The sequence below is a fragment of the Methanolobus zinderi genome (genome assembly GCF_013388255.1).
In the GTDB taxonomy this organism is placed as follows: domain Archaea; phylum Halobacteriota; class Methanosarcinia; order Methanosarcinales; family Methanosarcinaceae; genus Methanolobus; species Methanolobus zinderi.
This window is the reverse complement of the sequence record NZ_CP058215.1, coordinates 1938996-1962420: the sequence shown is the minus strand read 5'-3', so window position 1 is coordinate 1962420 and position 23425 is coordinate 1938996. Positions and strand designations below refer to the sequence as shown.

Here is a 23425-nt window from a genome sequence, read left to right as displayed (position 1 = left end):
GTAATTAATATGGAAAGGGTGGTTGTAAAATTAGGTGGCAGTCTGATGGCAGATGCGTCTGCGGTTGTCAGATCACTATCGGCTAACTTTGGTAAAGATAAGGTTCGGGACGGATTTTCAATACTCATAGTGCCCGGAGGCGGACCGTTTGCAGACGGGGTTCGTGCTGCAAGTGATAAATACGGTATAAGTGAGGATGCAGCTCACTGGATGGCGATCCTTGCCATGGAACAATATGCCTACTATATACTGGACAGAAATGATCTGCCTTACACGGATTCCATTGAGGCCCTGCCGAAAGGAGTTACAATGCTGCTTCCATACCGGATGCTCAGGGAAGTTGACAAGCTTCCCCATTCATGGGATGTGACATCCGATACAATAGCAGCATGGATTGCCTGGAAACTTGGTGCCAGATTCATCAAGGTCACGGACGTGGACGGAGTGTATGCGGAAGATGTGGTACAGACATGGATGACAGCAGATGAGGTCCTTAGTATGGGATCAACCTGTATGGACAATACGCTGCCACGATTTTTGAAAAAGTATCGTATGGACTGTATCATTGTCAATGGTAAACATCCCGAAAGGGTAGTTGATGCCGTTCTCGGGAATGACGTCGTGGGGACACATATCAAGGGGAATATTTAAATTATATACTGCGTATGTACTCAAATCATCGACATGCTGAATTTTTCAGCATTATAAGTTGAGTTCATATTGTTCAGATATCACGCTTAAAGGAGAATTTGTATGGCAAATAAAGTTGAAAAGTGTACCGCATGCGGCAAAAGGCTGGTAGATTCCGGATTTGCACGCTTCCCATGCCCAAGCTGTGGCAGAGAACTTGGAAGGTGTGTAAGCTGCAGACAGCAGAGCAATCCATATACCTGTCCGAAATGTGGCTTTGTAGGACCTTGAGGTGAAACAGATGGGAGAAGTAGCAGCAACAATCAAAGTAATGCCTGTAGATGTAGATACCGATCTTACAGCACTCAAAGGAAGACTTATTGAAGCACTGCCAGAGGGTGCAACTTTCGGAACATCCAAGGAAGAACCTATTGCTTTTGGTCTGAAGGCACTCATGATGGTCATCCTTGTAGGTGACCTCGAAGGCGGTACCGAGAAGGTCGAGGAAGCCTTTGCAGCAGTCGAAGGCGTTGAAAGCGTAATGGTAACAGAAGTCGGAAGACCTGTATAACCGTTATCTTTTTTCTTTTATTTTCTTTTTTATCTCTGTTTTTGGGCTCGTAGATCAGGGGGAGATCGTTACGTTCGCAACGTAAAGGCCGCGGGTTCAAATCCCGCCGGGTCCACTGGGAAAGTTGAATTAATTCCTGATTTTGTGTAATCCTTTGCTTTTCCTTATCCGCACAGCCACTACCTTGTATTCCGGACACAGGGAATCACTGTCATAAACATCGGATGTTATATTGTTTATCATTACATCCGGGAAGTGGAATGTGGTACTCAGAACTCCTCTTTTGACTGCATTTGAGATTTGAGCCCTGATATCTGTCTTTCCGCGAGGTGATTCCACACAGACCATATCTCCATCCTCGATTGTATATTTCCCTGCATCAGCGGGGTTTATCAAAAGCACGTCCCCGGAAACAAGTTCCCTGTTGGGTGTGCGACGGGTCATTGCTCCGCTATTGTAATGTTCCAGTCCGCGGTTGGTTGTAAGGATGAAAGGATAACCATTATTGTGTTCCTGCAGTTCTAAGCTTTGCTTGTAGGTTTGTTTATAGAACGCTCCTCTGCCCCGCTTGAAAATCTCTTCATGCAGGACCGGGGTGTCAGTACCATCCTCATGCACAGGCCACTGCAGTCCATCCTTGCCAAGTCTTTTCCATGTGATGCCTTTAAAGAACGGAACTATTCCGGATATCTCTTCCAGCACTTCCTGTGCCGAATAATCGGGTTGTGGATATCCCATGCGTTGCATGATCTCCGTGATGATCTGCCCGTCTGGTTTTGTTCCGGGTAAAGGATCGATAACTCTGTTCACACGCTGTACGCGGCGTTCCCCGTTGGTGAACGTTCCTTCTTTCTCCAAAAACGATGCAGCAGGAAGCACCACGGTGGCAAGCTCTGCGGTTTCTGTCATGAACAATTCCTGAACTACCAGGAGATCCAGTTTTCTTAACGCTTCGATCACCATCTGACTGTTAGGGTCTGTCTGGACTACATTTTCCCCGACTATCCACATGGCTTTTAGTTGATCCTGCAGGGCAGCCTCGTACATCTCCGGGATCTTATAACCAACGTGCCTGGGAAGTCTGGCTCTATAGAACTTTTCGTACAGGGCATGCACATCATCATCGGTCACATCAAGATAACCTGCACCCTGATTTGGCTGGCAGCCCATATCTGCCGCACCCTGCACGTTGTTCTGTCCTCTAAGCGGATTAACACCAACGCCTTTTCGGCCTATATTGCCGGTTATCATGGCCAGATTGGCTATGAGCATAACTGTTGCTGTTCCCTGTGAATTCTCGGTTGCTCCCAGTCCGTGGAAGGACATCGCATTCGCTGCAGAGGCATAGGCGATTGCAGCTTCACGTACCAGATTCCAGTCCACACCCGTGATATTTACAAGCTCATCGATGTTCTGTGAAAGTATATGCTGGCGGAACTCCTCGAATCCTTCGGTACGCTCTTCTATAAATCCGGTATCCGTCAGATTCTCTTTGATGATGTAGTAGAAAAACAGATTCAAAAGGGCCACGTTGGTTCCGGGTTTGAGCTGGAGATGATAATCTGCATAACGTGCCAGCTCTGTCCGGCGGGGATCAACAACTATCAGTGTCTTGCCCTGAATTGCAGCCTGTTTGATCTTAGCTCCCGTCACAGGATGTGCTTCTGTGGGATTGGCTCCGAAAACCAGTATACAATCTGTATGATCTATATCTTCAATAGAATTGGTGGCTGCACCGGTGCCAAAGGTTCGCTGCATTCCCAGAGCCGTGGGTGCATGGCATACACGTGCACAATTGTCGATATTGTTGGTACCGATCACCGCACGCATGAACTTTTGCATCAGATAGTTCTCTTCATTGGGACAGTTTGCAGATGAAATACCTGCAATGTAGTCCGGTCCGTTCTCTTTGATGATTCGTTTAAGTTCGGAGGCAATAAACTCATAGGCTTCATCCCAGGAACTTTCAACAAACTCCCCGTTCTTTTTTATCAGCGGTGTCCTGATACGATCTGGATGATCATAGAATGAGAACGCATATCGCCCTTTCACACAGAGCTGTCCGGGGTTGACCTTGCTGTCCAGGGGGCCCTCAATGGATCTGACCTTTCCGTTTTTGACAGCCACTTCCAAATTACAACCTACTCCACAGTAGGTACAGACGGTCTGAACTTTTCTGTCCGCAGCAACGGATTTGGACTCAAAGACATCCGATATAGCAGAAGTGGGGCATGCCTGCACACAGCTACCGCAACCCAGACAGGAAGAATCAATCAATGAATTATCAGTGCCTTTTATTACCCTGCTTTCAAAACCCCTGTCAGCCATACTAAGTACGAACATTCCCTGAACTTCATCACATGCTCTTATACATCGTGAACAATTGATACACTTGGACGGATCGGAGCTAATATAAGGGTGGCTCAGGTCTTTTTTTCTGTCAGGGTGATCTCTGCCGACAGGATATCGTATATCCCTTATACCAGTGAGTGCAGCAAGTTCCTGTAATTCACAATTGTTGTTAACCTCGCAGGTCAGACAATCCTGCGGATGATCACTTAGCACCAATTCAACAATGTTTTTACGTAATTTAAGAATGCGTTCTGTCGAAGGGTAGATGTACATTCCTTCGGCAACAGGTGTGTGACATGAAGCCATGACCCTGGCAGGTCCTCCCTGCTCCAGTGCAACATCCACACTACACAACCTGCAGGCACCGAAAGGCTTCAAATGTGGCGCATCACATAGTGCTGGTATGAGTTTTTCTTCACGTGAGCGTCTGACAAATTCCAGTACGGTTTCGCCTTCCTGTATCGGATATGGCTGATCATTGATATAAGCTGTTTTTTGCATGTGGATCGGATAATTTTCAGTATTCTGATTCTCTACAGGCCTTGAGATAAACTAGTCAAAATAATCTCTCAATTCACTATCAAAGTATTGAAGGGCATTTTTTACGGGCAGGGGCAACCCTCCTCCCAGCATACACAGGGAGCCCTGCTGCATGGTATCGAGGAGGTCAGTGAACAATTCACGATCAATTCTGTAATCACCATCTGTTGCCCTTTGCAACAGTTCAAGTCCACGTACGGAACCCAGTCTGCAGGGAAAACACTTTCCGCAACTCTCATGAACCGTGAATCGGAACAGGTGTTTTATGTATCCCATCATCGGGAAATCTTCGGGAATACTCACAATGGATCCATGTCCGAGTAAAATACCTTTTTCAGCAAATGATTCAAATGATATCTGTAAACTACTGATATCTGATACCGGCACAAGTCCTCCCAGCGGTCCTCCTATGTGCAGGGCTTTTACATTCTCTTTAAAACCGCCACCCAACTGTTCGACTACTGTTGCAAGCGGGGTCCCCATCTCAACTTCATAAACACCCGGTCTGTTGAAGAAACTGTCCAGTGAGATCAGTTTTGTTCCTTTGGACTGTGAAGAACCTATGCTATTGAATTTTGAACCACCATGTTCGACAATAAAAGGAAGGTTCGCCAGGGTTTCAACACTGTTCACAAGGGTTGGCATATTGAACAAACCCTTCCGCGCCGGGAAAGGAGGTCGAACTCGCACCTCCGGACGCTGTCCTTCTATGGATGAAAGCAGTGCCGTCTCTTCACCGCAGACATATGCTCCCTTAGCTTTGATCAGCTTTAGAGTAAAAGAGAAGCCCGATCCCAGAATATCGTTTCCAAGTAAACTGTTCTCCTCAAGTTCTCTGATACTTTTTTCGATGGTCTCCATTGATTCGGGATATTCAGCCCTGATGTATATTATTCCGGTATCTGCACTGCTTATATAAGCTGCTATGATCATTCCCAGCAAGACCCTCAAGGGCTGCTGTTCCATTAAATACCGGTCGGAATAGGCACCGGGGTCGCCTTCGTCGGCATTGCAGACAATGAACTTCCGTTCACCTTCAGCCTTCCTTACAGACTCAAGTTTCAGTCCCATGGGGAAGCCGGCTCCTCCACGACCTCTCAGATCTGATTTCTTAATTTCATCCAGAACATGTTCCGGGTTCAATGTAAACAGGTTTCGTAGCTGTAGGGCAAATTCTTCTGCTGTCAGTGGTGTTTGCATCAGAATGGCTGTTCCCGAAGCCAGGCTTGCATACTTTTCCTGTATCGTTTTCTTTGATTCAATGATCTGAGTGATATTATCAATAGCTATGCCCGAATAGTTCTGACCATTATACTGGAATGCGCCGTTCTCATGACATCTACCAAGGCAGGTCATTTCACCGATCTCTTCATCTCTGAAGTTCTTTTTGAGTTCACTTCTGACCCGGGGTTGCGTACCTGAACACATGCAGGCACTTCCGTTGCATACGTATGCTTTTTTATCTTTGTTTTCAGGTCTGAGAAGATCATAAAATGAAATTGTGCTGTGGATTGTGGATTCGCCTATCAGGTAATCCCTGGCAAGCTCCTGTATCTTCTCTGTGTTGGCTGTATCTTCGGTTTCTGCCATCCATGATATTCTCTCAAAAAGATTCTCATGCAAACCCTTGCGACCCGATAAATAACTTATATTTTCTGACATCGGAATTTTATCCTTTGATATTGGATTGATTTTGACCAAAGCTTATCAGGAGTCTGTCATTTTGATATGGCAATCTCCACAACTAATATACAATTCAAATACTATATTATTATATTTATTAAAAATATTTTGTCTCAATCCCGAATTCCATCTAGTTTAACCGGACACAGTATACAGACGGTATGTCAGATTCTCTTAAAAAAAGTCAAATGAACAAAGTTCCGGCTCAGGGATTTCCCGGATTCAGATTGAGTTTTTCTTTAATTTGCGGATGATTCGGGATAATATCCACCATGAAACCATCCAGCTCCTCGGTGACCCTGCTTATGATCCTGTCGATCTCCTCGCTCTCTTCCTCGTATATCCTGTCAAAGTGTGTTTCATTGACGGCAAGGAGATTGGCAGCAGCAAGTGCCATTGATATTGAGAGCACATCTGAGCTTAGCTCTTTATTGTAATCGAAATCTCCGATGGCATTTTTTATACCGGGATGGGCGGAATTGGAGATGAGTATGTAAAAATCATCGATCTGTGATTTTTTTTTATCACTGTACAACAGCTCGCGTACCCTCGATGGCCTGAGCCAGTGATGCCTGTTCTTCAACTCTTTTTCCTCATCTGCGGTCAGAACTGATAACTGCTGTCTGTAAAAGAGCTCTGCTTCCCTGTCTGTAAGATGGAGCAGGTACATATGTGTAATTCCTTCAAAAACAGCTCTGAGGTTCAGATAAGCAGGATTGTTAAGGCCGATACATGCAAGTTTATAGGCTGCGAGAAGATAATGGTTGTTTCTCTCGAACAGGACAGGGATAATGGATTCAGGTCCTTTCAGTGATCTCCTTTTTGCTGTCACATCATCAAGAAACCTTGCATTGAGTACCTTTGTAAGATAAAATAAAAGTTCAATCGAATCCTGGAGTATATCCAGCTTAGCTGCGTGCTCTTTGAAAATGATATCTTTTCTGTAATTGAGAATCGACTCGATGTCGTTATAGTCACGCCTTTTGATTCCCTGACTCATGTTTTTATCTCCCTGACAATTTTGAGTAAAAGTAAGATTTAAGTAAAACTCAATTTATACGCTTCTTATAGAAAAGGTTAACACAGGGGGTAATGTTATCCAGAACAGACTTAGCTTAGAGTATATTTTCTTAAAGATATCGATTCTGATCTGTGTTCTGCTGCTGTCATTGATGCTTTCAATGTCCGCGGCTGCACAGTATGAAGAGGATTACGAGATCACGGTTGTGGATACGGACGAGGATAATGCATCTGTGGACAGTGAAAGCACCGGAAATGTTAGTACAGTTACATTCGAGGATCAGGTCTCTGATGGTAATTCAATAGTTGTTGACACGGTGTTCCTGCCGGAAGGCGGATATATTGCCATTCATGAAGTTGTCCGCGGGGCTGTTGGTCCTGTGGTAGGAAGTAGCGATTATCTTGAACCCGGGGAGCATTCTCTGATTGAAGTGGAAATGGAACAGACACTTGATTCAGATCAGGAATTGATCGCAATGCCACACATGGATGACGGGAATGAGGTTTACGAGTTTCCGGGTCCGGACGTTCCATATGGCGTAGAAGGTGAGCCGGTGACGGATACTGCGATGATCACCGTGGAAAGTGAAATGACCGGAACGGATAATGAAAGTACTGTAAACTTCGAGGACCAGAGCAGTGAAGGAGGTACGGTTGTGGTGAATTCGGTTTTTTTGCCTGAGGGCGGATATATCGTCATACATGAAAGTGCGAATGGTTCGGTGGGACCTGTCATAGGTAATACTGAATATATGGAAGCCGGTGAGTATTCGGATGTCGAGGTTACACTTGGCCTGCCTATCGATACTGATCAGGAACTTATTGCAATGCCACATATGGATGACGGGAACGAAATTTACGAATTCCCGGGACCTGATGCACCCTATACTTCAAATGCCACTCCGGTAACTGATTCTGCGATGATCACAGTAGAAAGCGGAACTGAGGCCCAGGCACCGGGATTTGGTATTGTTTTGGCGATGGTTTTCCTGGTTCTGGCAGGATACCTTGCGAGAAAAATCCGGTAGAATTTATAGTGGCATAGTCTTACCGCAAATATGGGCCTTGCCTGCATATCTCAGGCCTGGCTCTTTTGATTTTAATTAATTTTGATTTTCACTTTAAATTGGTTTTGACATGCATGATTTTCTGGTAAATGATTCTGATATAATGTAGTATCTTTCTGTTTTAATTTATTCATTCCATATGTAAAACGCAATCCTCATTATTATCTTATTATGATATATTAAAGTATAGATATATTTAAATATTATATTATTCAGCACTATTAATTATACAACAAAAATCGAGTGAAGGCAGTCAAATACCTGTCTCTGCACTTTCAAAATGTACAAGGTGGAATAATGGGCGATCTGAAAAATATAATCATCATGGCTTTTATCATTCTGGCCTTCAGCATTCCAGGTGTTGCTTCGGCTGACGATAACAATTCGTCAGTGGTCAAAACACTGTATGCAGGTCAGGATATCGAAGCAGGAACGGTAACAGTTTCAAATGACTGTGAGTACGTAAACATTACTTACAGAACCAGTGCCAACTGGTCTATTCTGGAAACCCATCTGGATGTTGCAGATTCACTTGATGGCATCCCCATGACAAAGAGTGGAAATCCTGTCCCAGGTCATTTTGCATACGGCAACGATAGTCTTCAGAACGGGACCAACATGACCGAATATATGATACCACTGCCTGCTGAGAACGGTACACTCTACATTGCTGCCCATGCAGCTATCAGAGATGAAACTAATAACAGCAGCACCGATGAGGGTGCCTGGGCAGAAGGCAGCAGCTTCCCGGGAAAGAACTGGGCGACCTACTTCACATACGAGATCCGGGCCTGCGAGGATGAAAGTGGTTCACCTGCGGATGATGGCTCAAACAATGAAGGTGATGATTCTGACTCCTCTGACGACGATTCTTCATCCGGGGACAATGACTCGGATTCCTCTGATGATGATAACTCGGACTCTTCAAGCGATGATGACTCCTCTGAAAACGGCGATCCCGAGGATTTGGAAGACAACGATTCATCCTCTGATGATGACTCCGGTTCATCGGGTGGCGATGATTCATCAGATGGCGAAGATAATTCCGATCCTGCAGACGATGACTCATCATCCGGTGACGGGGATGATTCTGACTCCTCTGACGACGACTCTTCGTCCGACAACGATAATAATTCTGATTCATCAAACGAAGATGATGAATCTTCTGATGATGGTTCGTCCTCTGAGGATAATGGGTCCGATGATCAGGAAGATGGCGGATCAGATTCATCGGATGATAGCAGCGATTCGGGGGATTCAGATGACGGTTCCGATTCCTCCGGTGACAGTCCGGGGTCATCAGATAACGGAAGAAGTTCGAATGGAGGCTCAGGTGGTTCTTTTGTAGCTGAAGAAGCGCAAACAGAGTCCGAATCCGATGACAATGAAAGAGCCTACATGGCTGTGGATGCAGTTGAAGAGGAACCTGAGGCTCCTGTAACTATTCCGGTGGAGGAACCTGAAAGCAGTAATCCTGTAAGTGAGATCATTCCAAAGCTCAGCAATACCCTGTGGTTCATTATCTGGACATTGCTCAGTGCCATATGTGTGATGTCCGGTTATGGACTGACACAACCCTAAGATATCTGCTGATCAACATACCCTGTCAATTATGACAGGGTCTCTTTCTTTTATGATTTTATTAGATTCTGATACTGAATTTTTTTCCAATGGCAGTTACTATCCTATTTTGTCATATGCAGAGGCTCATTGTCAGCAGTGCATCCTTAAACCTGTAAACTATATATTGAAAAAGGAATTCGATAGATACACATAGGTATACTGGTGTATCATATAGAATGTTCAGGGGTGTGAGCTGCATTGCAGTATTATGTTAATACACTGGGTCCGGGGGATGTTTTCCGGGATTGGCTCGTGGAGATACTCGGGGACAGGATCAGCAACAAGGAGTGTGAGACGGACGTCTACAAATATGATCCCTCTTCACATACTGTCTGTAGATATAATTTCAGGGGTGAGGAATACAGCGTTATTGTCAAGTTCTTTGCAGAGGCCTGTGGCAATAACAGAGAATACAATGCCTGGGATGCAGTACTTAACGAGTACAGTAATCTGAAAAAGGCCGGTTCTTTGATCAATGTAGCCGAACCTGTTGCTATAAACGAAGAGTTCAACTGTGCACTTGTGACCGAGTACATAAACGGGAAGCCCCTGATGTGGTATCTGAAACATGATGACCACCTTTTTGACAGGCTGAGCTCCCTTGCACGGATGCTTCGCACGCTGCATGATAATACACAATGTGAATACAATAAGGAAAAGGAATTTGCCAATTTCCATCATACACTTGACCAGCTTTCACCGGATAGCTCAAAAAGAGAGACTTTCAACGAGCTGATAGGAAAATGGTGGTATAGTCCTGTACTCGATCGGGAATATGGGTGTATGATACACAGGGATACTTCACCCCTGAATTACATTTTCAATAATGGAACCCCTTACGCCCTTGACCTTGAAAGCTCCTGGCACCATGCCAATAATGTAAGGGATCTGGGGACACTCTGTGCCGAACTGAAAAATTACTTCAGGCTGAACTGTGGTTCAGCTTATAAAGCCGAGCCTTATATCGGTCATTTCCTGTGGCAATACAGCAGGAACGAGGATGAATTCTTCAGGATAACTAAGGCCTTGCCGTTCTTTATGAGCATAGGGCTGTTGAGGATCGCACGTCTGCACAGGAATACTGCACACTATCACTATCTTTTAAGGGAGGCGGAAGAATGTTTGAAGACCATCAGATAAAGGGTATGATCTTTGATTGCTACGGCACTCTCATTGATATCAATACAGATGAACAAAGCCGGGATACGCATGATATGCTAAGCAAGTGGCTGCAGTATCATGGTGTAAAAATTGATCCTGATCTTCTAAAGGAGACATATTTCGATAAGGTAAAGGCTAAAATGAAAGCTTCAGGGGAAAAATGTCCCGAGATAAAAATAGAAGAGATATTTGCCGAGATATGCGAGGAGAATTCCATATGGGATATTAATTCCCTGAACCTTGGTATTGAAGCTTCAAGGGTATTTCGCTCGGCTTCATTGCGCAGGCTTGAAATATTCCAGCAGAGTGTTGCTGTGATAGTCAAACATTTCTACATGCCCATGTGCGTGGTTTCCAACGGACAGCGTGTTTTTTCAGAACAGGAGTTGCGTTTTCTGGGATTGTACGACCATTTTGACTTTGTGATATTCTCCTCGGACATGGGTTACAAGAAACCGGATCACCGGCTATTCAAACATGCTCTGGAACGTCTGGAGCTTGAACCTCATGAGGTATTGAGTCTTGGGGATACGATTGAAAACGATGTAATCCCTCCCCAGGAGCTGGGTATGAAAGCAATGCACATTAAAGATGCATGGAAGCTGCTATCCTGATGCACTCATCTTCCATGCACTATATGTGATTCTAATCTGCATTTCTCACCGTTATATCAAATGTAGCTGAAGCTATTGTTATCCTGTTATCCTTCTGGATATCTTCAAGGATCAGCCGACTCAGTTTATCATGAAGTTGTCTTCTCTCTCTGGCCCGGGTCAGGTATCTGATATGGAGCTCTATCCAGTTGTCGGTCATTGTCAGATACAGGGCAGGTCCCTTTATACCATCGGCAAGGTAGTATTTCTTGCTCAGTTCCGAGATCTGGTTCTGTGCTGCAACCGTTACGTTCCTTGTCTCTTTACTGACGATATTGATTATCCTTTCATGAGCATCTTTCCAGTCACTGTCGTATGTGATCGGAACTGTGATCTCATCCCAGATGAATGGATTATCCTTGGTGTAGTTGTTGATATTGGTATTAAGCACAAAACCGTTAGGGATAGTTGTTATTCTTCCTGTGGGCTGGTCTGCGTTTACCCACTCCTTCAGCTCGAATAGTGTTGTATTGAGAATACCGATATCGATTATGTCCCCGAATTTGGAATTCACCTCTATCCTGTCACCCACCCTGTAGGTTCCGCTGACAAAGATGATAAGTCCGCCCATGAAATTCTTGAACAGGTCCTGCAGGGCAACGGTCACTCCGGCAGCGACCAGTCCGTATGATACAAGGAGAACCTGCGGATCAGCGATCCATATGCGGATGGATGCAAGCAGAAGGGCTACAACGTAGAGGATGGAGAGGATCTTGCTGATCTCATATCGTGTTTTTGCATCGCCCACCCCTCTGGTGATTGCACGCTCCAGGATGACCTTAAAAAAGAAATGAATGATCGTCAGCCATAAAAGAGTGAAGTATATCTGCCTTAAATAGGGGATGTCGTATAAGGAATTTGCAAACAGGGCAGCTATTGTGAGAGCCAGCAGGATAAAAACAATTATGAGTTGTTTCATCACTATTTTGAATGATGGGTTGGGATAAATACTTTTTTTGATTGTGGCATTAATATAGAATATAGTAATCCTATTTACTGGATTCAGATAATGATTCCAGATGCCGGATCAGGTGTCAATAAATGAGAAATATCAACAAAAAGCAGCAAAAGGCGAAAAAATATTCTGTCTGGCAGGGATGTTTTCCTGCCAGGCCATTAGTTAGTGGATTCTGTGAAAGCTATCAGTACTTTCTTGGTGGTCTGTGATTCTGGAAACATTCCCTGCAGTATACAGGCCTGTCACCGGATGGTTTGAACGGTACTTCTGTTTCCTGTTTGCAGTCAGAACATATTGCCTTGTGCATTTCTCTGGGGCCACTTGGCTTATAACCGCCACCTCTGCCGCCTCCGCCTCTTGGCTTGTAACCACCGTCTCTGTTTCCTCTGTCGCCTCTTGGGCCACCTGATTTGTTGTAGCCACCCTTTCTATTGTTGCCGCCTCTGTTATCGTCTCTCATGTTTAGTTTCATTCCTTTATTTTGTACCAATTTTCCGGTTTACCGGACTTGAGAATTATCGTGCGATCCAACTGACTAAAACCTGTTCTCCACTACTGCACCTGGCACAAAAACCGATCTTGAGGCAACAACAGAGTTATCCCTCTGGAAAACTTCAACTTGTGACATCCGGACAGATTAATTGAGACGGGAACATTATCCTGTAATCGATACGATCAATTCTCTTTATTCGCAATTAACCTAGAAGAAGTAGATAAACGGGATGTCCCCTATTAACTCATCAGGTAAGTTAACTGTATCCTCCTCTATGCTTCTTAGCTATATATTCCTTTTTGTATGTCTTTAGAAGGTGAATTCATGGGACTCCTGAAGAAAAGCTTAAAAAAGCTTCATCCCCATAAAAGTATAAAACTGACTATATAACTTCAAAGGATTTTCAGATCATGACAGACAATAATGGTAAACCTGTAATTGCAATAATGGAAGCAGATGTAAACCTCCCGGGCTCGGTAAAGTTTGCTGAGTCCATGGGTTTTGAGCCTCTTCCCATTCCAATGGTTGAAGAGAACAATGTAAAAGATGGAGGCTTCGATAATTTCTTCACGCATGTTATGAAGAAAGAAAGCGATTATGTGATCATCTGTGGAGTATCTGCAATTGATTTTATACTGCGTAAGCTTCCCTATTCCTTAAAAGAACAGTTTGTTGAAGCTTTGAGTCGTCTAAATGTCATCGCTTCGGACCCTGATACAAAGAAGTCTCTTGAGGCGGCTGCTGTGAGGGTGGAGGGAATGCCTTCCCATTACAGTGCCGAAGGGCTTGTGGATTATCTGCGTGACAACACGGAGGGAGCTGTTGTAGACATTGCCAGGGTTTATTCATGCTCATCAACACTTGTTGACGGCCTGGAGAACTTCGGTGCAACCGTTTATGAGACGATCGTCTATAATTACATAGATCCTGATGGGGAGGCTCAGAAAGAGCTCATCGAAAAAAGCGTGGAGGGCGGTATAGATGTTTTTGCCTTCACTAACTGTACAATGGTTAACAACTTCCTGGATCACGCCAAAAGGCTCGGACATGAAAAGGCTATTGTCGAGATATTGAATAACTCTGTAGTCGCTGTCATGGGTGATGCAACCGCACAGACACTCAGGCTCAACCGTGTCAGGGGTGGTGTCGAACCGGATAATTTTACCTTCGAGGAAACATTGGAAGTATCCATGCAGGCTTATAATGATTCAAAGATAAATTCGTGATCTAGATCTGAATCTTTTCTTTTTCAGTATCCGTATTCAGTGATGTGTGGATATCACTGACACCTTCCATTATCCTGAATCCGCGGGCTGTGATCATATAATCTCCTCTTTCATGTCTCTGCATGATAAGTCCTGACTCTGAGAGTTTCTGGAGGTGGAAGAGGAGGTTACCTCCCCTTAGTCCGGTAATTTCCGAAAGTGAGGAAAACGTCCTGGTTTCCGTATAAACAGCCCTGAGAATCTCCATGCGTTTCGGATGGCAGACAGGTTCAAGAATATCATCAACGACGGTCTGTATCGGCAGTGATCTCATGTCCTTGCCCTGCTCCCTGTTCATATCGTATATGTTCATGGAATGCATCAGGTTCACCTGTTTTGAAAAAAGCTCTGTAAGTTCCGAATAGCACTTATCACATTTCTTATAGGGCAGTATTCCTTTGAGCTCATCCATCTTTGCCCTGTTTTCTTCGATTGACCTTCCGGATATCCTGTCCTTTCTTATCATGTCGGTATTCTTGTCCAGCAGATCGGTAAATATTGACGTGCATTCGTCTTTCCTTTCGCATTTGCGTACCATGTTCTTTGAGAGTCCAATCCTTATCTCGTCTGTAAGGTGATTGGCAATGGTCGTATTATAGTCCTTTTTAAGATGTTGCAGGACGTTTTCCATATGCTGCTGGTTTGCATGCTCTATGAATGACTTCATGTCATTATGAATATCGAAAAGTTTTGATTTTATTTCCGAGAATTCGGTTTCAAAATCCTCTGTTTTCTTCATACTTCTGATTACGAGTCAATCTCTAAAAAGGTTTCTGGACAATACTTCAAAGTCATTGTCGTATACCCAGATGTACTTTGTATACTGCAGTGACGCTAAACTATATACCAGAAACTGTACAATTACTATTTGCTGCCTCCTTTCCCGGGAAATGATTCAGACGACGATAAAGAAAAGAGGAATTCAAATGAGTGTAAAAGACGATATCCACAGCCAGATTGTCGCAGGTCTTGAAAATGCAACATTTCCCATAGAAACCCCGGAAGAATTGCTTTCCGCCTTCCCTGCAGGTGCCGATACCACATGCAGGTCAGGGGACGTTGCGGTAACCGCCGGTGAAGCAGGTTCACTGCTCAAACCATCTGACTTCCCGTTTAGAAGTTCAAAAGCAGTTGCCGATACCATAGTTGATAGGGCAGGACTCTGATTCCTCCCCTATCATTTGCTATCCAAAAAGAATTGTATTTTCTGTTCTAATAACATCTCCTTCCCTTTTTTCCCTTTTATTTTTATATCATACAGACCAATCTAGACACAAAAAGTCATATGTGCCAGGTTGAACTATGGAATTAACGTTGCTCACTGATATCGGAATTATATTTGGTCTGTCGATGATCATACTCCTGCTTTTTCACAGGATGAAACTCTCCTCGGTTCTGGGCTTTCTCGTAACAGGTATACTTGCAGGTCCCCACGGACTTGGTATAATCACAGGTGTGGAGGAAGTCGAGGCCCTTGCTGAGATCGGTATAATCCTGCTGCTTTTCACAATAGGCATTGAGATGTCCCTCAAGGATCTCTGGGACATTAAAAAAGCAGTACTTGCTGGCGGAGGCCTGCAGGTGGCCATCACCACGGTTCTGGTCTACTATATATGCATATATATGGGGCTGAGTACCGGTACATCCATATTCATGGGCTTTCTGGTCTCCCTGAGCAGTACCGCTATTGTGCTCAAACTGCTGCAGGAGAAGGGTGAGATCTACACCCCCTATGGGAAAACATCCCTTGGCATACTGATCTTCCAGGATATCATTATAGTACCCATGATACTGCTGACACCCATACTTGCAGGGGTGCCCGGGGATTCTGATGCCGGTGCAATGGAATTCTTACTCCGTGGTCTTGGTATTATCTTACTTGTGGTGGTAAGTGCAAGGTGGATAATGCCTGCTCTGCTGTTCCAGATTGTCAAGACCAGAAATAAGGAGCTCTTTCTTGTCAGTATTATCTTTATAGTTCTTGCCACTGCATGGCTTACATCCAACGCAGGTCTGTCACTGGCTCTGGGTGCTTTCCTTGCAGGCCTGATCATCTCGGAATCTGAATACAGTCACCAGGCGATCGGTAATATCATGCCCTTCAAGGACATTTTCATGAGTTTCTTCTTCGTGTCCATAGGGATGCTGCTGGATGTAGGCTTCTTTACATCCAATCTGGTACTCCTGTTTGCTCTGGCGGCTGTGGTACTTGTCCTAAAATCAATAACTATAGGTGTAGTTACTTTCCTTCTTGGATACCCTTTCAGAACAGCTTTTATTACCGGCCTCGGGCTCTCCCAGGTGGGAGAATTCTCTTTCGTACTTGCAGGTTTCGGGCTTGATGTCGCACTGATAAACGGGGAACTCTATCAGACATTCCTTGCTGTCTCAATACTTACAATGGCAGCCACTCCATTCGTAATAACTTCTTCCCACGACATGGCGGATAGGATCCTTCAGAGGACATCGAACAGGATTCTGATCAATGGTATTTACTCAAAGGGTCTGACGCAGGTGGAAGAAAAAGAGGATGAAAGGATCTCAGATCACCTGATCGTAATCGGCTATGGCTTTAACGGAAAGACGGTTTCAAATGCAGCTAAGAGTGCAAGCATACCCTATGTGGTGATAGAAACAAATCCTGAGACTGTGCGTCGTGAGAAAAAGCATGGTGAAAAGATCCTGTATGGGGATGCAACTCATGAGGCGGTGCTGGAGTCCGCGAATATTCATTCCGCCCGTATACTTGTAGTCGGAATTTCGGACTATATAGCCACAAGGAAGATTGTAGAGGTGGCAAAGCGGATGAACCCCGATGTGTATGTCCTTGCCAGAACACGCTATCTCACTGAGATGAAGGCACTGCATGAAATGGGCGCTGACGAGGTGATTCCCGAAGAATATGAAACATCCGTTGAGATCTTCGTACGTCTGCTTAAAAAGTATCTTGTTCCCGAAGATGAGATCAACAGGTTTACCCGGGAACTACGTGCTAATGGTTATTGCATGCTCAGGAAATCGTCTCTGGAGGTAAGTGAGGCAGGTTTCGATCTTGAGAATGAACTTCCGGGTGTTGAGGTACTTTCTCTCAGGCTGGAAGATGGATGTAATGTCCATGGACACACCTTAAGAAACCTGGATATGAGGATGAAGTACGGAGTAACATTGCTGGCCATACGCAGGGGTGAGGAAATAATCTCAAACCCTGATCCAGATACAAAACTATTGTCAGATGACATCTGTATCCTGATGGGTAAACCGGATCAGCTCTTCAATTTAAGAAAGTTCTTTGAGAGCTGTTCCGGATCCACAGACCAAGAATATACAGAAAATTAATTTTTTTATACAAACGGTAAACTACCGTTTGTAATATATACTGTGTTATCTAAGTATTTCCTCAACTTAGTTTATGATTTCACCGGGTTATTGTCGTTTTGCAGGAGGTGCCGGATATATGAAGCCACTTATCGATGTTATATTCCGTTCAGAGAAAAGGAAAAGAACCCTTTTGTTGCTGAAAGAACAACCTGGTAGTATGGAATATCTTCTGGATCGGCTGAATACGACAAGACAGGCTTTACTTCCGCAGATAAGGATACTTGAGGATCATTTCCTGGTCACCGGCCATGATGATGTTTACGAACTGACTACGATTGGTAAACTGGTCGTTGACGAAATGCACCCTCTGATGGGTACTGTTAAAGTTCTCGATAATGATATTGACTACTGGGGTACACATATTTTTGATTTCATACCGGATCATCTTCTCATCAAGATCCGGGAACTGCAGGACTTCAGGACAATAAGTCCCTCTTTAAGTGAAATGTTTGAATTGAACAGGGAATATTATGAATATGCAAAACAGTCCGACTCGATGTACAAGGTAACCACTTACTTCCACCCGGATTTTCCTTCCTTCTTCGAAGAACTTACAAACAACAATGTAAACATAAATTTTGTCATTACCGAGGATGCATTTGCTAAACTACGATCGGAAAGATCCGAGGATTTCGAAAAGCTGCTCGGAAATGAACTGATCGATATGTTCGTATATCCCGGAAAGCTGGACCTTCTGACCTATACTTTTAATGATCACTGTATACTCATGCGTCTCTTGAAGAACAATGGTGAGACCGATGTCACACATATTATGTGTTCCAATCCATCGGCTGTTGAATGGGGAAAGGAGCTGTTCGAATACTTTTTGCAGGATGCACTACCCGTAACCGAAATGTGACGATATGTTCATCGGTATCGGATATATGTTCCTGTATCTTCGGTGGTATTCACGATTCTAAAAAGTGAAGTAAAAGGCGCAGGCTATGTTTAAAAAAGATACAGAGGCCTCATTCATATAATCGTGTTATGAACAATTGTATTCTGAGACCCGAATTCCAATTGTTTATTTATGTAAGTTCATCTCAGGTCCTTCATGCTTCCAGACATGCCAGTCTTCCACAAGCTCTTCCTTGGGAAGGTCTTTCATAAATCCGGGCAGAATACCCAGGGTCTCACGTATATCTTTTATAGTTTCTTCATATTCTCCCATAAGATAACCCCACTGTCATATTCTCTTTTAATTTTATAAGTTTTATGGTGCTCATAAATACATCCAATTAAAAAACAGAAATCAAGAGCAATAACAATCATATACAGAAAACAGAAAGAGATAAATTAGTGAAGGTAATTGGTGTCATCATGTTTGCCAGACACCATAAAGAAGGCTATAGAGAAGTTTTACCGGGCATAAGAATGAAGACAATAGTTTACGGGGAAAAGACCCTGATGACTGAATTTGTCATGAAGAAAGGAAGTATACTTGGTCAGCACGATCATATGCATGAGCAGACCGGTTACCTTGTTTCAGGAAAAATACTCTTAACCATCGGTGATGAGACCTTCGAAGCAGGTGCAGGTGATTCATGGAACATTCCCGGAAAAATGCCACATTCCGCAAAGATACTGGAAGATTCTGTGGCTGTGGAGGTATTCTCACCCCGCAGGGATGAGTATATCGATTGACTCTGAAGGATTTTATATGACAGAATCCGGATTCTATTATCCCGGTTTTATTCTCCATTTAAATTAAGATATCCGTCATTATCACTTGTTTCAAGTACCTTTACAGTGGAATCTTCCGGGACTACCAGCTGCATATCAACACTAACGCTTGAAGTGCCATATATCGGATATTCGATTTCGATTAATAGTTCTCTGTTGCCTTCGGTGGCAACTATATTGACTTTATCAAGTTCCTCCCTGCCTCCGAAGTAAGCTTTTTTTTGTGCGGTCATTTCAACGGTATCCCCGGCATGACTGTTGACAGTTAAATCTCCGCCTATCTGGTTGATGTGAATAACGGTTCCGGGGCTGACATTGAAGCTATCTGCTACCTCCTCGGTTTCTAATGGTTCCTCTGTAACACACCCTGATACAAGGATGTACAGTAAGATGCATGTGAATAAAATTTTGTAATATTGTTTTGGCATTGTCGACCCCACCACCACTTATTATCTTACTATTAGTCTATCGGATGTTAAAATATGTATTCATGGATCTCTACTCTTTGAATATTTTGTTGTAGATAGTTTTATTTATTATAACACATACATAGGATTCCGACTACTGTCAATGTGCTAGCTTGATGTAGTCAGTTCTTGCCAATGGATTTATTTCTTGTTAAAAGGTGAAATTATGAAAAATACATGGGAAAAGGTATTCGAGTATGCGTCATCCCCTCTTCACGGTACTCTCTCAAGGAAACTCAGAGAAGGGGTCAGCATACAGGTAAATGAAGGGAAAGTTTACTCAAAGGCCGTACTCTTTCTGGGTGAGGAGTTCGTACGTATAACCGAGGATGAGGATGATCAAAAAGTAAACACATATTACAACTGGGAAATGATCACATCCATCAGAACATGCAGTAAAAACGACTAAACGCTAATCATAACAGGCTTATCGATAGTCTGCCACTTTCTATCTCCATTTTTATTTTTTTCATCACGCTGTCAGTCAGTATCTCCACAAGGAGCTTTTAATATCTATTATCTTAGGATCGAAGAGTTTTGGTAATTCTAGTTTCTGATCTTTATTTATTTATTTATTTATTTATTTATTTATGGATACATCGAAGCTGAGTTTTTGATCTCATACAACTCAGGCTCCATGCCAGCCTGGATCAGCATTTTCCGTGACTTTATCCCATTTGAGCTGGCAAGAAAGCACAAAACTCTTATCTTAAAAAAATCTACATGTATTTGATGGATGCAGATGTTGAATTTGTCTTATATATGCTACTGATGTTAGCCATCGGACTTGGCCTGGCAGGTATACTTGCGATCCTGCTTTACTTCATCTGAGCTTATCTGCCCTATTTAGCTTTTCAGCAGGTTCTTCCTGAACATACCATACTCGTCAAATCCGCGATACATCAATATTATCAGGCCCATGAGCACATTGATTACCGTAGTTACATATATCGCAACCATGATAGCTATCTGATATTCGATGGCTGTAAGCGGGCTCGAACCACCCAGTATCTGTCCTGTCATCATACCCGGCAGGAAGACTATACCTATTGTAGCCATGTTTGCAATTGTCGGCTTGAGTGCGTTTCTGAGACTCTTTCGCATGTAAGGCATAAGAGCTTCGTGCTTTTCAGCGCCAAGGGATAATTTTGAAAGGTATCTGTTCTCGTTTCTCTGTATCTGGTCACAAAAATCATTGATTCCTACTATATTTGCCCTGAGGGAGTTACCAAGCACCATACCACCTATGGGAATGAAATATCTGGCATCGAATACGTTTGCAAGATCTATTATAAAGGAGTTGAAGTACAGAAGCATTCCCATGTTCGTTAATGCAAAGGATATGATCAGTGGGGCTATCAGTGATTGTATTTTAAGTTCAGCATTCTTCAGGACATTATGTGATGCCACTATCACCATAACCATTACCCAGATTATGTTTATGATCGCGCTGTTAAGATCAAAGACAAATGTCAGGAAGATACCCACAAGTGCCAGTTGTATTGCCATTCTGAAGGAACTTTCAAGTGTTGCCCCTATCAGTTGCAGTTTAAAGTAATAGCTTACTGCAATTGGAATTAGCAGGAGAATAAAACAAAGCATCAGTCCCAGAATAGATATGTCGTTTGCAGGCATTCAGTTCACCTTGTTTACGGAATCTTCGTTCGAGACAATGTTTTCAAAATCTATTATCCTTACACCTTCACGCTCCCATTCGGGGTCATGGGATATGGCAAGGACAGTCCATTCAGAATTTGCCATAAAATAATCAACAACCTTTGTCTTAAGGGCAGCATCCAGGTCGGACGTGATCTCATCAAGCAGAAAAATATCCTTTTTTGTCATCAGGGAAATTATGATGGAAATACGTTGCTTCTCCCCGCCCGAAAGGTTCTCGAACTTCTTATTGAGAACTTCTCTTTTCAGTGAGAACTCCGTGAGCAGCATATCCAGTGTATCGTGGTCGAATTTTCCATGGTTGGCACTGTAGGAGAATACCTCTTCGAACAGAGCCATCACTGGCCCTTCGCCGATATCGCTATCCTGTGAGATGTGGGTTGCTCTCTTTCTGATGTCCCAGAACAATTCTGAATCAGCAGGCTTTCCCTGGAAGTATATTCTACCTGAAGAGGGTCTGGTAAAACCAAGAATGAGTCTGAATACGGTAGTCTTGCCAATCCCTGATCTGCCCTTAATCAGAATCTTCTCTCCTTTGCTTACGGACAGGTCCAGACCGGAGAAGATCAATTTGTCCCGCAAACCGTCATTTACGCTTACAGAGACATCCTCCATTCTGATTATTTCCATTCGTTTTCCACCTTTGTATAAACCGGGAGAATAAAGTACCTGCAATCTAATTAAGCTTACCTTTATTTTGGCCAATTTCAATATATTGTGAGCTATATAGCAATATAAAAAGCAACTTTATATATTATAAGATTGTTCTATATATCGGGTTGGTCCCACATGAATTAAACTTACAACTCTGCCCCCGATTCTAATGCATACCAACCCATCATCTTTTTTTTACATGAAGTCCTATCCGTTTCAGGTGATCATTATGGATACGCTAATAGAAGAGGGGCAGAAAGCACCTGGTTTCTGTCTTCCCGATCAGGACGAGAATGAGGTTTGCCTGAAAGACTATAGTGGACAGTGGCTGGTCCTATATTTCTATCCCCGCGACAACACTTCCGGCTGCACAAGGGAAGCCCAGGATTTCACGGCTCTGAAAAATGATTTTGAATCTGAGGGTGCCCGGATACTTGGAGTCAGCAAGGACAGTATCAAATCACATCAGCGCTTCATCGAAACGAAGGAACTTGGAATTACCCTGCTGTCGGACGAGAGTACTGAAGTACATCAGCTCTATGGTGTATGGAGGATGAAGAAGAACTATGGCAGAGAATATATGGGAACGGTTAGGAGCACTTATCTGATCGATCCTGAAGGCAGGATTGCTGCCACATGGAACAATGTCAGGACTAAAGGGCATGCTGAGAAGGTGCTGGATAAATTAAGGGCCCTGAAAAGCCTCTGAAATCTATATGATGAGAAAATAGATAATAAGATTATTTAAAACGGCAGTAAATGAGCTATCTTGGTATAGATTATAATGTATCCAAGTACCAGCATCAGTAAAGAAATAAGCCATGCCCATCTGAGTATCCTGGCAAGGTTCTCAGGCCGGGTGAGTTTAATAAAAAAGCGATCGACCAGATTGGGTCGATCTTCCGGATCATTTTCCATATAAAGGTATTATCCTTTGATCCTTTTAAGTCTGAAGGTGTTTTCCCTTTCCATCTCTTCGAGACGGAGCCTAATGAAGGTCATTGATTCCTGAAGTTCAGGTATAACCTTGAATTCGAGAGCATTGACACGCCTTTTTGTCTTCTCGATATCATCAAGAAGCTTTTTCATGGTTGTCTCGATCTCTGCCGCAAGGATAATCTTCTCGACCAGAAGTTCGTAAGCATCCGCTGCTTCATCTGTGTATGAACTGGTTCCAAGAATACCATAACCACGTTCGTTTATGGACTTCTTGACACTGGATGATTCGATCTTAGGAACGACAACACCCATGATGTTACGGCTTTCCAGCTCGATCTCTGGTTTGCTCTGAAGTGCAAAAGCTGTGGATTTGACGGTAATTGTACCGTCAACAGCATTTGCAATACCTATCATCCGGGAAGCATCTTCATAGGCGGCATCCAGCTCGGTCCTGACATCCTTGGCCTTGCCGAGGATCTCGAAGAACTCAAGGATAAGACCATCTCTCTTCATCTTGAGCAGCTTGTGACCACTCTGTGAAAGCTTGATCTTCTTCTTAAGCTCGATAAGTTCGGAACGGGTTGGTTTAACATCTTTTGCGCCCATGTTGG

The 23425-nt window shown here is 43.6% G+C and carries 26 protein-coding genes and 1 tRNA gene; 15 read left to right on the top strand and 12 right to left on the bottom strand.

Annotation, left to right across the window (positions count from 1 at the left end):
* Positions 1–9: 9 nt before the first annotated feature.
* The 4 genes from HWN40_RS09625 to HWN40_RS09610 all read left to right on the top strand — a co-directional run bounded on the left by HWN40_RS09625 (position 10) and on the right by HWN40_RS09610 (position 1316).
* On the top strand, positions 10–651 hold the full coding sequence (locus tag HWN40_RS09625; protein ID WP_176965531.1) for an amino acid kinase family protein: 642 nt from the start codon (positions 10–12) through the stop codon (positions 649–651).
* 102 nt (positions 652–753) lie between these two features.
* Positions 754–921, top strand: coding sequence for a zinc finger domain-containing protein (locus HWN40_RS09620; protein WP_176965530.1), 168 nt, complete (start codon positions 754–756; stop codon positions 919–921).
* A 10-nt stretch (positions 922–931) separates the two neighbouring features.
* The gene (locus HWN40_RS09615) at positions 932–1201 is read left to right on the top strand and encodes an elongation factor 1-beta (RefSeq protein ID WP_176965529.1); all 270 of its coding nucleotides are present in this window, start codon (positions 932–934) and stop codon (positions 1199–1201) included.
* A gap of 43 nt (positions 1202–1244) precedes the next feature.
* A tRNA-Ala gene (locus HWN40_RS09610) sits at positions 1245–1316 on the top strand.
* 14 nt (positions 1317–1330) lie between these two features.
* Here HWN40_RS09610 and fdhF read toward each other — a convergent pair.
* The 3 genes from fdhF to HWN40_RS09595 form a co-directional block, all read right to left on the bottom strand.
* The gene (gene fdhF, locus HWN40_RS09605; RefSeq protein ID WP_176965528.1) at positions 1331–4054 is read right to left on the bottom strand and encodes a formate dehydrogenase subunit alpha; all 2724 of its coding nucleotides are present in this window, start codon (positions 4052–4054) and stop codon (positions 1331–1333) included.
* Between the two features lie 51 nt (positions 4055–4105).
* On the bottom strand, positions 4106–5755 hold the full coding sequence (locus HWN40_RS09600; RefSeq protein ID WP_176965527.1) for an NADH-ubiquinone oxidoreductase-F iron-sulfur binding region domain-containing protein: 1650 nt from the start codon (positions 5753–5755) through the stop codon (positions 4106–4108).
* Positions 5756–5981: 226 nt separating this feature from the next.
* On the bottom strand, positions 5982–6776 hold the full coding sequence (locus tag HWN40_RS09595) for a hypothetical protein (RefSeq protein WP_176965526.1): 795 nt from the start codon (positions 6774–6776) through the stop codon (positions 5982–5984).
* Between the two features lie 172 nt (positions 6777–6948).
* Here HWN40_RS09595 and HWN40_RS09590 point away from each other — a divergent pair, with 172 nt between their 5' ends.
* From HWN40_RS09590 to HWN40_RS09575, 4 genes are all read left to right on the top strand, one after another.
* Positions 6949–7824 carry a DUF7282 domain-containing protein gene (locus tag HWN40_RS09590; protein WP_176965525.1) on the top strand — a complete coding sequence of 292 codons (876 nt, stop codon included), beginning with the start codon at positions 6949–6951 and terminating at the stop codon, positions 7822–7824.
* A 336-nt stretch (positions 7825–8160) separates the two neighbouring features.
* Positions 8161–9444, top strand: a complete 1284-nt coding sequence (locus tag HWN40_RS09585) for a hypothetical protein (protein WP_176965524.1) — start codon at positions 8161–8163, stop codon at positions 9442–9444.
* A gap of 240 nt (positions 9445–9684) precedes the next feature.
* Positions 9685–10626: a BUD32 family EKC/KEOPS complex subunit gene (locus tag HWN40_RS09580; RefSeq protein ID WP_176965523.1), complete on the top strand. Its 942-nt coding sequence runs from the start codon at positions 9685–9687 to the stop codon at positions 10624–10626.
* Positions 10605–11261, top strand: a complete 657-nt coding sequence (locus HWN40_RS09575) for an HAD family hydrolase (RefSeq protein ID WP_176965522.1) — start codon at positions 10605–10607, stop codon at positions 11259–11261. The genes HWN40_RS09580 and HWN40_RS09575 overlap by 22 nt, the downstream gene beginning before the upstream one ends.
* 31 nt (positions 11262–11292) lie before the next feature.
* Here HWN40_RS09575 and HWN40_RS09570 read toward each other — a convergent pair whose 3' ends face one another.
* Positions 11293–12219, bottom strand: coding sequence for a mechanosensitive ion channel family protein (locus tag HWN40_RS09570; protein ID WP_176965521.1), 927 nt, complete (start codon positions 12217–12219; stop codon positions 11293–11295).
* A 223-nt stretch (positions 12220–12442) separates the two neighbouring features.
* Positions 12443–12718 (bottom strand): CxxC-x17-CxxC domain-containing protein, encoded by a 276-nt coding sequence (locus tag HWN40_RS09565; protein WP_176965520.1) that lies wholly within the window; start codon positions 12716–12718, stop codon positions 12443–12445.
* A 443-nt stretch (positions 12719–13161) separates the two neighbouring features.
* On the opposite strand from HWN40_RS09565, the gene HWN40_RS09560 reads away from it, so the two are divergent.
* On the top strand, positions 13162–13977 hold the full coding sequence (locus tag HWN40_RS09560; RefSeq protein WP_176965519.1) for a uroporphyrinogen-III synthase: 816 nt from the start codon (positions 13162–13164) through the stop codon (positions 13975–13977).
* A 1-nt stretch (position 13978) separates the two neighbouring features.
* On the opposite strand, the gene HWN40_RS09555 is transcribed toward HWN40_RS09560, so the two are convergent.
* Positions 13979–14755, bottom strand: coding sequence for a winged helix-turn-helix domain-containing protein (locus tag HWN40_RS09555; protein ID WP_176965518.1), 777 nt, complete (start codon positions 14753–14755; stop codon positions 13979–13981).
* A gap of 187 nt (positions 14756–14942) precedes the next feature.
* On the opposite strand from HWN40_RS09555, the gene HWN40_RS09550 reads away from it, so the two are divergent.
* The 3 genes from HWN40_RS09550 (at position 14943) to HWN40_RS09540 (ending at position 18253) form a co-directional block, all read left to right on the top strand.
* Positions 14943–15182: an MTH865 family protein gene (locus tag HWN40_RS09550; protein WP_176965517.1), complete on the top strand. Its 240-nt coding sequence runs from the start codon at positions 14943–14945 to the stop codon at positions 15180–15182.
* A 136-nt stretch (positions 15183–15318) separates the two neighbouring features.
* Positions 15319–17352, top strand: coding sequence for a monovalent cation:proton antiporter family protein (locus tag HWN40_RS09545; protein WP_176965516.1), 2034 nt, complete (start codon positions 15319–15321; stop codon positions 17350–17352).
* Positions 17353–17470: 118 nt separating this feature from the next.
* Positions 17471–18253, top strand: a complete 783-nt coding sequence (locus tag HWN40_RS09540; protein WP_176965515.1) for a helix-turn-helix transcriptional regulator — start codon at positions 17471–17473, stop codon at positions 18251–18253.
* Between the two features lie 165 nt (positions 18254–18418).
* Here HWN40_RS09540 and HWN40_RS09535 read toward each other — a convergent pair whose 3' ends face one another.
* The gene (locus HWN40_RS09535; RefSeq protein WP_176965514.1) at positions 18419–18565 is read right to left on the bottom strand and encodes a hypothetical protein; all 147 of its coding nucleotides are present in this window, start codon (positions 18563–18565) and stop codon (positions 18419–18421) included.
* Between the two features lie 128 nt (positions 18566–18693).
* Between HWN40_RS09535 and HWN40_RS09530 the strand changes: the two genes are divergently transcribed.
* Positions 18694–19038 carry a cupin domain-containing protein gene (locus tag HWN40_RS09530; RefSeq protein ID WP_246275889.1) on the top strand — a complete coding sequence of 115 codons (345 nt, stop codon included), beginning with the start codon at positions 18694–18696 and terminating at the stop codon, positions 19036–19038.
* Between the two features lie 47 nt (positions 19039–19085).
* On the opposite strand, the gene HWN40_RS09525 is transcribed toward HWN40_RS09530, so the two are convergent.
* Positions 19086–19505, bottom strand: coding sequence for a hypothetical protein (locus HWN40_RS09525; protein ID WP_176965513.1), 420 nt, complete (start codon positions 19503–19505; stop codon positions 19086–19088).
* Positions 19506–19710: 205 nt separating this feature from the next.
* On the opposite strand from HWN40_RS09525, the gene HWN40_RS09520 reads away from it, so the two are divergent.
* Positions 19711–19953, top strand: coding sequence for a hypothetical protein (locus tag HWN40_RS09520; protein WP_218165468.1), 243 nt, complete (start codon positions 19711–19713; stop codon positions 19951–19953).
* Between the two features lie 437 nt (positions 19954–20390).
* Here the strand turns inward: HWN40_RS09520 and HWN40_RS09515 are convergent, their stop codons facing one another.
* The gene (locus tag HWN40_RS09515; protein WP_176965512.1) at positions 20391–21179 is read right to left on the bottom strand and encodes an ABC transporter permease; all 789 of its coding nucleotides are present in this window, start codon (positions 21177–21179) and stop codon (positions 20391–20393) included.
* On the bottom strand, positions 21180–21851 hold the full coding sequence (locus HWN40_RS09510) for an ABC transporter ATP-binding protein (RefSeq protein ID WP_176965511.1): 672 nt from the start codon (positions 21849–21851) through the stop codon (positions 21180–21182).
* A 253-nt stretch (positions 21852–22104) separates the two neighbouring features.
* Between HWN40_RS09510 and HWN40_RS09505 the strand changes: the two genes are divergently transcribed.
* Complete coding sequence (locus HWN40_RS09505; RefSeq protein WP_176965510.1) at positions 22105–22584, top strand: peroxiredoxin; 480 nt, start codon at positions 22105–22107, stop codon at positions 22582–22584.
* Between the two features lie 35 nt (positions 22585–22619).
* On the opposite strand, the gene HWN40_RS09500 is transcribed toward HWN40_RS09505, so the two are convergent.
* Together HWN40_RS09500 and HWN40_RS09495 are read right to left on the bottom strand one after the other, a co-directional pair.
* Positions 22620–22793: a hypothetical protein gene (locus tag HWN40_RS09500; protein WP_176965509.1), complete on the bottom strand. Its 174-nt coding sequence runs from the start codon at positions 22791–22793 to the stop codon at positions 22620–22622.
* A gap of 9 nt (positions 22794–22802) precedes the next feature.
* Positions 22803–23420 (bottom strand): V-type ATP synthase subunit D, encoded by a 618-nt coding sequence (locus tag HWN40_RS09495; RefSeq protein WP_176965508.1) that lies wholly within the window; start codon positions 23418–23420, stop codon positions 22803–22805.
* Positions 23421–23425 lie beyond the last annotated feature (5 nt).